Genomic DNA, 6,870 nt, shown 5'->3' with positions numbered 1-6,870 from the left:
AGCGCGAAGATTGACAACCTAACCTTAAATCATCCGTTAAGTTCTGTCAACTACCCTTAGAAATCTGAGAAGGGATCCCGGCCTCAGCGGTTGGAGCGGCGGCTGCCGGTGGGGGAGAAGAGGGCTTCCAGAGCCTGGCTGAGGGTGGGCTCCATCACCACCCGGTCTTCGTAGGCAGCGATGACCCGGGTGAGCTGGGGCAGGCGGCCCTGTTCTGCCTCCAGGTAGAGGGGCTGGATGTAGAGAAGCGAGGTCTCGATGGGGATGACCAGCAGGGTGCCCAGGTTCACCCGCGACCCGTGTTCGTTCCAGAGGGCGATTTGCTCGGAAATGGCCGGATCCTGGTTGACCCGCGCCTCTACTTGCTCTGGGCCGTAGATGAGGCGCTGCTTGGAAAACTCGTACACCAGCAGCTTGCCGTAGTTTTCCCCATCGCAGCGGGCCGCCATCCAGGCCACCATGTTTTGTTTGTTGAGGGGGGTGAAGGGAGAAAGCAAGACAAACTCGGGCTGGTTTGGGGATCCCTTTTGGGGATCCTCTGGCAAGGTGAGGATGAGGTACTGGGGCTGCATGGGCAGGCGCCGCCGCTTGCGGAACTGGTTGGGGATCTGCCACTGGTCTTCCCGGTTGTAGAAAACACGGGGATCCGTCATGTGGTAAGTGGCAAATTGCTGCACCTGCACCCGGAAGAGATCTTGGGGGTAGCGGATGTGCTGCCGCAGCGGCTCCGGCATGGCCTCTAGCGGCTTGAACAGGGTGGGGTAGATGCGGGCGTAGGCTTGGATGAGGGGATCCCGAGGGTCGGCAATGTACCAGTCGATGCTGCCGTTGTAGGCGTCCAGCACCGCCTTGACAGAGTTGCGGATGTAGTTGAAGGGAAAGTCAGGCAAGTACTCGGAGTAGGGGTAGTGGCTGCTGGTGGTGTAGGCGTCGAAAAACCAGTAGAGCCTGCCCCCTTGAATTACCAGGTAGGGATCCTGGTCGTAGAGCAAAAAGGGCATCACCTGGCGCACCCGTTCCCGGATTTGGCGGCGATAGAGGAAGCGGGTGCTGGGGGAGAGCTCGCGGCTGAGAAGGATGCGCAGATCCCGGAAGTGCCAGGCGTAGAGAAGCCGTTGCCAGAGGTGGGGGATGGGCACGCCGCCCGTGCCGCGGTAGCTGCTGTAGACATAGCGATCGGCAGCGGGATAGTCCAGGGCCCCCACGAACACGTCGGTGGTGGTCAGCTCGCTGTAGTAGAGGGCCGGCTGCTCCACCCGCAGCACCTGCGCCACCTCTGGATAGCGGGGGGAAACCCGCGGTGGGATATCCGATAGGAAAAAGTCCGGCAGCCCCTCAGCAGTAACCACGTTGACTGGGCTGAGGGTGAGGCCATAGCCGTGGGTGTAGAAAAAGCGCCGGTTAACCCAAGTTTGGGCAGCCGGTGGTACCTGGGCAAAGTCCAGCTCGCGCGCTGCATGCATCACTTGGCGCAGCTCTCCCCCGATGCGGTAGCGATCCACATCCACATAGGGAAATTGGTAGTAAGGGCGGATCTCCTGCAGTTGGCGATAGGTGGCCAAGAGGGGTTCTGTATCCCAAAGACGCACGTTGCGCAGGGTGGATTGATTTTGCTGCAGGATCTCCCAGGTCAGGGATCCCTCTTCTGGGAAGGGCTTGACCTCCACCTCGGCCAGGCCAAAGCCGGCGCGAGTAAAACGGATGTTGTGCTCGATGTAGGGGCGCTCCAGCTCCAGCTCGTTGGGCGTGACCAAAAGGGTTTGCAGCAGTTGCGGGTAAAGCCGGGTGGTCAGCAGCCCAAACCCCAGGTAGGCCCCCCAGAGCAGGGCCGGCGCCAGCAGGGAACTGGCCCAGGCAGGGCACCAAGACTTGAACAAGGGAAGGTTGAATCGGATCCCCTGGCGGGCCAAAGCCCAGAAGCCAACTGCTGTCAGGAAAGCCACCCCGCTCATCAACGTGGTAGCTGGCAAAGTGGCGTGCACATCGGCAAAGCCGGCGCCAAAGACGACGCCGCGGGTGGAATAGAGCAGCTCGTAGCGCTCCAGCCAATGGCCCCAGGCACGAAGCAAAAACAGAGCTCCCCCCAAGATCAGCAGGTGCCGTTGGGCAAATAAAGACAGAGCCAGCGTCAGCCGCTGCTCCGATAGCCCCAGCTCCACTAGGTAAATAAGCGCCACCGTGATCAAAGTGAGCAGCACTAGGTTGAAGCACCACTGCTGCAGTGTCTCCCAGAAGGGCAGGCCGAAAAGAAAAAAGCCCAGGTCGCGACCGAAGATTGGATCGGACTCGCCGACAGGGACTTGGTGCAACCAGAGCAGCAGCGCGAACCAGTGCTGAGAAAGAGACCAGGCCAAGCCGCCGCTCAACCCCAGGGCAATGGCCCAGGCCCCGGCTGTGCTTGCCCCCCGCCAGCAGGCGCGGATGTTGGATCCCACCACCGCCAGGGCAAAGGCAAAGGCGCCCAGGCCCAGCCCCCAGCGAGCCAGCACCCGCGTCCAGAGCACCGGCAGGGCATTCAGCTCGGCAAACCAGGCCAGATCGACATAGAAAGAGGCCAAAGCTGTGATGGCCAGGATCCCCAGCCCCGCCCAAAGCAAGAGAACCAACCCTCGCTGTAGCCGCTGCATAGCCTCACAGCGTCCCGCTCGAGGTCGCCCTTGATCCTAGCCGCTGCACCGCCTGCAGCAAGCCCGCCGGGCCCCCATCCACCCGCATCACCGGGATCCCCACTTGGGCCTGCAACTCTTGCCAGGTGAGATCGTCCAAAAAGCGCTCCCCATCCTTGAGGGCGATCTGGGGCAAAAGCAGGCCGTCGTAACTTGCCAAGTTTTCAACCGATTTCAAAGCGCCCAGAATGTCTTGCCCCGTCAACAGTCCGGTTACCGTCAGGGTTTGTCCCCAGAATTGGCTGGCAATGGGCAGAAGATGCAACTGCAACCTGGGGATGCTGTTCATCCGCTCCACCACCGGCTGGAAGGCTCGCTCCACTGCGTTGCCCACCACCCAGAGAACTTTGAGAGGAGAAGGGATCCCAGTCGGCAGCCGCACCTGCTCAAACTCGCTCAAGAACAGGCGCAGGGATCCCACTCCATTCCCCAGTTGGGGGTAATCTTCATAGTGCTCTGCCGGCGGCAATTCTCGATTTGCCAGCAAGTACCACTCGTCGGCCAGCCAGGCAAAGGTGGACCCCAATTCTTGCCGAAACTGCGCCTGCAGCGCTTCTACCTGCGCAATCACCTCCGCCGCCTTGGCGGCATCCACCGGGATCAGCTCGTCATTGGGGGGGCGGAAGCGGGTCAGCCCCACCGGTACCACCGCCACCGAGAGGACGGTTGGGATCCCTTCGACAGGTTGGCGAAAAGCGGCCAGATCCAAGAGCGTGCGGGTGAGGTGCTCTCCATCGTTCCAGCCCGGGCAGACCACCACCTGGGCATGCACTTGCAGGCGGTGTTGGCGAAACCAGGCCAACTGCTCCAGGATCAGACCGGCGCGCGGGTTTTTGAGCAGGCGGCTGCGCAGCTCCGGCTCCGTGGCATGAACCGAGACATAGAGGGGGGAAAGGCGCAGGCGGGCGATGCGATCCCATTCGGCAGCGGTCAAGTTGGTAAGGGTGAGGTAGCTGCCGTAGAGAAAGCTGAGGCGGTAGTCGTCGTCTTTAAGGTGCAGCGTTGCCCGCATTTCAGGGGGCTGTTGGTCGATGAAGCAAAAGGGGCAGGCGTTGGTGCATTGGATGAGGCCATCGAACAAAGCCGTCTCAAACTCCAGCCCCAGATCTTCATCGATGTCTTTTTCCAGCTCGACGATGCGCCGGATCCCTTGGCTGTCCAGGATCTCCAGGCAGAGATATTCATCGGCACACAAGAAGCGATAGTCAATGAGATCGCGGGGCTTCTCGCCGTTGATGCTCACCAGGGCCTCCCCTGGCCGAATGCCCACCTTTGCCGCTAGGGATCCGGGCAGGACGGCGCTGATACGGGCGGGCTTGACGCTAGCGCGGGACATAGCGCGCCCAAGAGGCGGGACTGCGTTGCCAAGAGAACTCAAACCTACTCTAAACAGCGGCGAATCGCTGCTTCCAGCTCCAACTGGCTGAGGTCGGTAACCACGAAGACCTCTTGCACGCTGCTGCCCTTGCGGGCCACCAACTTGTAGCCCCCTCGAATGGGCACGGAAACCCGCAACTGCAACTGCGGGATCCGCCCGCGACTGCAAGACAGAGCACCTGGCGTTACGGTTTTAATGCCAGGTTGTCGAGTCAGGCGCTCCAGAACAGGGATCAGCCCGGAAATGTGGGTGGAGTGGTTCCAAACCAGACGACCGGCAGGCTCAGACATGGCGGCAACGCAACAGCGAGGAGGGCTAGATCTCTATGCTAGGCTCTTGCCCCTGTAACTGAGAATAAACCTTGGCGAACTCTCCAAGTACAAGTATTTTCAGAAGGTTTTCTCTGTGCTAGTTTGACGGCAGCAAACGCAGGGAGCTCCTGACTCATGGTTGCCGAGCAAGTCATCCTCGAGATCCCCGAAGCCATCCTGAAAGGCCTGCAGAATGGAACCTACGAGGCGTAGGCGGCGTGGTGCGAGAAGTGGCCTCTAAGCGGGTGGTGGCCTGGCTGAGAGAAACTGGAGGCTTGACACTCGCAGATAGCATTAGCAATTGCATCCCGGCAGTGGACATAGTCAACGGGATTATTGCCAACATTCAGTTGAGGCAGATCAACCTAAGGCTAATTGACACTAGAGGTAAACTAAACACTGTCTTAGGCTTAACCAAATTCAATGCTGCTATTGGTCTAACTAACTTGGGTTTGTCTGCCGTAGACTTTGCAGTCGTTACCTCTAAACTCAATCAAATCGATTCTCGAATCCAAAGTCTTCAAGCATCCGTAGAAAGTCTTCGAGAATCCATAGATAGATCGCTTCTTGCCAAAGCTAAGTCTGCTATCGATGTTGCAGAAATAGCTTTGAAGATGTCTTCTTCGACCAACAGGAAGCGATTGGTAACCGAGGTCATTCAGCCTCTGCTTGAGGCTGAGCACTATTATCTAGCTGCGTGGGATTCCAATTGGAACAAGAACGACGGCATTTTGGCTTGCGAGTACATCTTAATCCTATCTTTAGTCTATGTTACAGAGATTGAATGCTACCTAGAGATGGAGGAGCATGAGATAGCTCTGAAACGCCTGGCGGAGGCAGAGGAGATTCTAAGACCTCGTATTAGAAAGTATGTCGAGCTTTTGTTGACCACGAAACCTTCAGTATATCTTCACAAGGCTTACCAAGAAGGAGTTAGCCTATCAAGCGTCGTGGAGATTCTCAAGTATGTAAAGGGTGAATCGGATGTGGATAAGCTGTTTGACAAATATATACGACCAGATATTTTCAGCGCACAAAGCATTGAATCCTATTTTGATAGTATGCCGACAAGATCTAAGAATGCTATCCTTGCCCTCATTGCCCCACGTTTGATTGATCCAAGCTGGTGGACAGTCTTGGATCGCATAGTTTGGGATCCTCCTCGGAGAGAAGCTATCATCAGTCGAGCAAATCAGGTTATAGCGGCTGCCCAGTCCATGATCGAATTGGACAGGAGACTGGAAGGCTACAGATACGAAATCACTGAAATGACTCGGCTTGGCCTCAGCTACCAAGAGTGGCAAAGTCTGGTTTTGCCGCCAAAAAACTCGTCTGAGGATCCAGACCCCAAAGTTTTACTGCTCCTGCCGGCTTAGGAAGCAGGATCAATGGGGGTAGAATCCGCCGCCCAAACCAAACAAGACGGCTAATATGCCAATACCGACAGCGATCCCAGCTGCTAGTTTCAGATCCTCCTTTAGCTTTTCAGCGTCGGCTCTTTCCTTTATCGCTGTCAACAGGAAGAGTTGATCCTCTCCGCTAAGCCCGCTTATAAACTCAGGGGATAAAGACTCAAGGGGGAGACTCTTAAAGTAGTCGATCCTGCTCCTGCAGTAAAGCGTCAGTTGAGAGAGCTCTGAGCTTTTTTCTTTCTCGCGCAGTTCTATTTCTGACTTTGCCCTTTCTTGGAGACTTTTGGCTTTTTCCACTTGCTCTTTACTATACCCAGATTCAAAAAATGCCGACCAAGCGGATACCAAAGCAATGAGTACGAGTATAGCACCAATCCATCCCCAGCCTCCTAAGAAAGCCAACAAGCCCAAAAACAAAAAGACAAAGCAGCTCTGTATGTTTTCGTCTCTAGTAAGGAAGGTATAGTCAACTCTGGCATCCTCTTCCTTAATGCCGATTAAAATAAGGTTTCTCTTTAGCTCTGACTTCACTTGCTCTATTTTCTGGTTATAGTTGGTTTCAATCCTTCGCCTCCGCAGCTCTATCTCCTCGGCAGCTTTCTGTATCTTGTCAGGGTCAAACGGCCAAGTGCTGCCGTCTTGTGTGCTGTAGCTTGGTTTGGCTTTTAGACCTAGATCACGTTCGTTTCCTTTCGTTTGGGAAAGCCTCTGGGAATCGTAGGCTTTCCGCTTTACGGGATCACTCAGCACTGAATAGGCTTCTTGAAGGGACTTAAATTTTTCTTCGATGTACCGTCGGGCCTTTTCCGGTGTACCGGGAGGAAGCCGATCGGGATGATACTCTTTGGCAAGCCGCCTGTAGCTCTCTTTGATTTCTTCAGAGGTCGCGTCGGGCTTTACCTCCAGCTCGCTATAGAAATCTTTCATGAAGGGATCCCGCCTCTGCTGCCTTGCTAGCAGGATTCTACTGCTGCTCCTGCAAGCTTGAAAAGTGCTGTTTAATACCAGCCTTTTTTTATGCCCTAAGTGTCAAGCGCGCTGGGGAAAGCTCCACTCCCAGTAGCTCTCGGGGGGGGTTAGCTCTCCTTCCTAAGCTGTAGCTG

Annotated in this window: 5 protein-coding genes; 1 reads left to right on the top strand and 4 read right to left on the bottom strand. The window is 56.3% G+C overall.

Annotation, left to right across the window (positions count from 1 at the left end):
* Positions 1–83 precede the first annotated feature (83 nt).
* Genes NW855_RS12495 through NW855_RS12485 form a run of 3 tightly spaced genes read right to left on the bottom strand, consistent with a single transcriptional unit; the run spans position 84 to position 4,334 of the window.
* A complete protein-coding gene (locus NW855_RS12495) occupies positions 84–2,627 on the bottom strand; it encodes a UPF0182 family protein (protein ID WP_414508839.1) in 2,544 nt (847 codons plus the stop codon).
* 4 nt (positions 2,628–2,631) lie between these two features.
* A complete protein-coding gene (locus NW855_RS12490; protein WP_414402865.1) occupies positions 2,632–4,002 on the bottom strand; it encodes a TIGR03279 family radical SAM protein in 1,371 nt (456 codons plus the stop codon).
* A 44-nt stretch (positions 4,003–4,046) separates the two neighbouring features.
* Positions 4,047–4,334 (bottom strand): DUF2103 domain-containing protein, encoded by a 288-nt coding sequence (locus NW855_RS12485; RefSeq protein ID WP_011430637.1) that lies wholly within the window; start codon positions 4,332–4,334, stop codon positions 4,047–4,049.
* 239 nt (positions 4,335–4,573) lie between these two features.
* Here NW855_RS12485 and NW855_RS12480 point away from each other — a divergent pair, with 239 nt between their 5' ends.
* The gene (locus NW855_RS12480; protein WP_143596968.1) at positions 4,574–5,731 is read left to right on the top strand and encodes a hypothetical protein; all 1,158 of its coding nucleotides are present in this window, start codon (positions 4,574–4,576) and stop codon (positions 5,729–5,731) included.
* Positions 5,732–5,740: 9 nt separating this feature from the next.
* Here the strand turns inward: NW855_RS12480 and NW855_RS12475 are convergent, their stop codons facing one another.
* Positions 5,741–6,694, bottom strand: coding sequence for a J domain-containing protein (locus tag NW855_RS12475; RefSeq protein ID WP_099813111.1), 954 nt, complete (start codon positions 6,692–6,694; stop codon positions 5,741–5,743).
* Between the last annotated feature and the right edge of the window lie 176 nt (positions 6,695–6,870).

Source organism: Synechococcus sp. RC10B2 (genome assembly GCF_047502635.1).
This window is presented reverse-complemented; position numbering and strand designations above follow the sequence as displayed.